This is a genomic window from Arthrobacter sp. 05L45_2 (assembly GCF_056397525.1).
This window is the reverse complement of the sequence record NZ_JBFTNO010000251.1, coordinates 1-3,703: the sequence shown is the minus strand read 5'-3', so window position 1 is coordinate 3,703 and position 3,703 is coordinate 1. Positions and strand designations below refer to the sequence as shown.

The window sequence follows — 3,703 nt, the reverse complement described above, 5'->3', positions numbered from 1 at the left end:
GGGCATCCGGCGTTCGGGGCGGGGTGCGGGCGAGGTTCGGGGCGGCGTTGAGGGCCGGCCGCGCGGGCCGGCCGGGACCTACTCCAGGCCGCGCTGCTTGGTCTCCGGGGCGAAGAACGCCATCCAGAGCACCGAGACCAGCACCAGCACGCCGGCCAGGGCGAACGACGTCGCGAGCCCCAGTTCCGGCCACAGGAACGCCGCGAAGATCAGGGGGCCAAAGCCGGCGCCAAGCCGGGAGAACGTCGAGGCCCAGCCGAAGCCGGAGCCGCGCAGCTCGGTCGGGTACAGCTCCGATACGTAGGCGTACAGCACCGGGATCGCCACCTGCACCACAAACCCGAACATGAGCAGCCAGAAGACGGCCGCCGTCGGGATGTCCACCACGACGGCGACGATCACCAGCAGCAGCGCCGAGAGCGGGCCGGTGATGGCCAGGATCCACTTGCGGCCGGTCCGTTCCACCAGCAGTGCGGCCACCACCACGCCCAGGAGGCCGACGGCGGCCATCGACGCCGTGGTGATAAAGGCCTTGTACTCCTCGAAGCCCGCCCCGATCAGGATCCGCGGCATCCACGTGAGCGAGAGGTAGTAGACCAGCAGGATGCTGAAAAACAGGGCCCAGGCCGCCGTCGTAATTTTCCAGTTGAACTGCCAGAGCGCACGGAGCTGCGTCCAGGCGCTCCCGGCCGACAGGCGCGGGGCGTCCTGGGGTTCGGGCAGGCTGTAGACCCGGGCCTCGGCGCCGGTGGCAGCGACCAGGGAATCGATGACGCGGGCGGCTTCCTCGCGGCGGCCCTTCCGGATGAGGAACAGCGGCGATTCGGGGACGCTGCGCCGGATCCAGAACACCAGCAGCGCCGGCAGCACCATAATCAGCATGGTCAGGCGCCAGTCCGCGAAGGCGGCGATAAGCCCGGCCGAGACGAATCCGCAGAGCGCGGCCCCGACGGGCCACCAGCCGTCCATCGCGGTGAGGACCCGGCCGCGCTGCTTCCGCGGAGTGAACTCGCCCACCAGCGCGTAGTCCACCGGGATACAGCCGCCCAGGCCAAAGCCCGCCATGAACCGGAACACCACGAACCAGATGAAGTCGGGGGAGAAGGCGCCCAGGACGGTGAAGATCGAGAAGATCAGCAGCGTCGCGGTGAAGGCCTTCTTGCGGCCGATCGTGTCCGCGATGGTGCCCCAGACGAAGGCGCCAAGAGCCATGCCGATCAGGTTCGAGGTACCGATCCACGCGGCGTCGCCGGCGCTCAGGGACCAATGCTTGGACAGCAACGGGATCAGGATGCCGTTGAGCGTCACGTCCCAGGCGTCGAACATAAAACCCAGGCCGCCGATCAGGAAAATCCGGCCCTGCACCCTCCACCGCCACGGCAGGTCCTGGACCACCTGTTCGCCGCTGGGCACAGTGGTGTACGTATTCATTTTGGCCTCCTGGAAGAACTCTACGTCCCGCGGTGCGGTGGCGGGGAGGCTTCACACTCCGCCGCGCGGGAACCCCGGCAGCCGGGACACGATAAACTGGCCGCATCCCCACCACCCGCGGCCCAGCCGCGATATAAGACGGAGACTTTTGTGAGCTTYACGCAGCTTGASCGTGTATCCATCGACCGTGTTCCCATCCGCCGGGCCTTGATCTCGGTCTACGACAAGACCGGTCTGGAGGAACTCGCCAAGGGCCTGCACGAAGCCGGCGTCAAGATCGTCTCTACGGGCTCCACCGCAAAGAAGATCGCCGCCGCCGGRATCCCGGTSCAGGAAGTCGARGAAGTCACCGGCTCCCCGGAAATGCTGGACGGCCGCGTCAAGACCCTGCACCCGCGCGTGCACGGCGGCATCCTCGCCGACCGCCGCGTGCCCGCCCACATGAAGACCCTCGAGGACATGGCCATCGAGCCGTTCGACCTGGTGGTGGTGAACCTCTACCCGTTCGTGGAGACCGTCAAATCCGGTGCCGCGCAGGACGACGTCGTCGAGCAGATCGACATCGGGGGTCCGGCGATGGTGCGGTCGGCCGCCAAGAACCACGCCGCCGTCGCAATTGTGGTGGACCCGGCGTCCTACGGTTCGGTCGTGGCCGCTGCGTCGTCGGGCGGGTTCGACCTGAAGACCCGACGCCGGCTGGCCGCCAAGGCCTTCGCGCACACCGCGTCCTACGACACCGCCGTGGCCACCTGGACGGCCAGCCAGTTCCTCGATGAGGACGGCGACGGCGTCATCGACTGGCCCGCCTATGCCGGCCTGGCCCTGGAACGCTCCGAGGTGCTCCGCTACGGCGAGAACCCGCACCAGCAGGCCGCCCTGTACGTTGACAAGGCCGCCCCGGCCGGCATCGCCCAGGCCGACCAGATCCACGGCAAGGCCATGAGCTACAACAACTTTGTTGACGCCGACGCCGCCCTGCGCGCCGCCTACGACTTCGCCGAGCCCGCCGTCGCCATCATCAAGCACGCCAACCCGTGTGGTGTGGCCGTCGGGTCCGCGTCCGCGGCGGATCCCATCGCCGACGCCCACGCGAAGGCCCACGCGTGCGATCCGGTGTCCGCGTTCGGCGGCGTCATCGCTGCCAACCGCACAGTCACCGCAGGCATGGCCCGGACCGTGGCAGGGATCTTCACGGAAGTGGTCATCGCGCCCGGCTTCGACGACGAGGCCGTGGAGATCCTTTCCAAGAAGAAGAACATCCGCCTCCTCACCCTGCCCGAGGGCTATGGCCGCTACCCGACCGAGTTCCGCCAGGTCTCCGGCGGCATGCTGGTCCAGGCCACGGACAAGGTGGACGCCGACGGCGACGATCCGGCCAACTGGACGCTCGCCGCGGGCGAGGCCGCCGACGCCGGCACCCTCGCGGACCTGGCCTTCGCCTGGACCGCCTGCCGCGCCGCCAAGTCCAAYGCGATCCTGCTGGCCGTCGAGGGTGCGGCCGTCGGCATCGGCATGGGCCAGGTCAACCGGCTTGATTCCTGCCGCCTGGCCGTCGAGCGGGCCAACACGCTGGGCGTCACGGTGGAGTCCGACGTCGACGGTGCCGGTGGCGCGTCCAACGCTTCGGATGTGGCCGGGGCGCCGGAGCGGGCCCGCGGTGCTGTCGCGGCATCGGATGCGTTCTTCCCGTTCGCCGACGGCCTGCAGATCCTGATCGACGCCGGCGTCCGCGCGGTTGTGCAGCCCGGCGGATCGGTCCGCGACGAGGAAGTGATCGCCGCAGCCAACGCCGCCGGGATCACGATGTACTTCACCGGGGCGCGGCACTTCTTCCACTAGGGACTGAGACGGCCGCGCGGCCGCAAAGAATGGACATGCTCTTCCTTTCCGGAAGGGCATGTCCATTCTTCGTTGGTGCGACTCGGGTTCTTCGTGGTGGAGGCTGCGCTGGTTCCTCCGGCTGCGGTTGTATGCCCCGGTCCCGGGGCGTCGGACGGACATGCCCATCCTTCGACGCCAGGACTGGGCATGTGCTGCGGTGTCTGCGGGCATGCTCATTCTTCATGCCGACGAGTGGACATATACGGGATATGTCCACTCGTGCCCCTGTGCGATGGGCATGTCCGTCAGGGGAGGGTCACGCGGACCTCGCATGTACCGCGCCCAGCCGCCGGAGGGCAGCCGRGCCAACCCCGCCCCGGGCCAACCCCGCCCGGGCCAACCCCGCCCCGGGCCAACCCCCACACCACATCCCCCGCAGCCCACCCCACCC

At 68.9% G+C, this 3,703-nt stretch carries 2 protein-coding genes; one reads left to right on the top strand and one right to left on the bottom strand.

Annotated elements, in window-relative coordinates; all coding sequences use genetic code 11:
• Nucleotides 1-78: 78 nt before the first annotated feature.
• Nucleotides 79-1,431, bottom strand: coding sequence for an MFS transporter (locus AC1DHD_RS14880; protein WP_476880459.1), 1,353 nt, complete (start codon nucleotides 1,429-1,431; stop codon nucleotides 79-81).
• Nucleotides 1,432-1,581: 150 nt separating this feature from the next.
• Here AC1DHD_RS14880 and purH point away from each other — a divergent pair, with 150 nt between their 5' ends.
• A complete protein-coding gene (gene purH, locus AC1DHD_RS14875) occupies nucleotides 1,582-3,270 on the top strand; it encodes a bifunctional phosphoribosylaminoimidazolecarboxamide formyltransferase/IMP cyclohydrolase (protein WP_476880458.1) in 1,689 nt (562 codons plus the stop codon).
• Nucleotides 3,271-3,703 lie beyond the last annotated feature (433 nt).

Excerpts from the sequence above, each read along its gene's own strand:
- AC1DHD_RS14880 (WP_476880459.1), bottom strand. The coding sequence starts at position 1,431 with ATGAATACGTACACCACTGTGCCCAGCGGCGAACAGGTGGTCCAGGAC.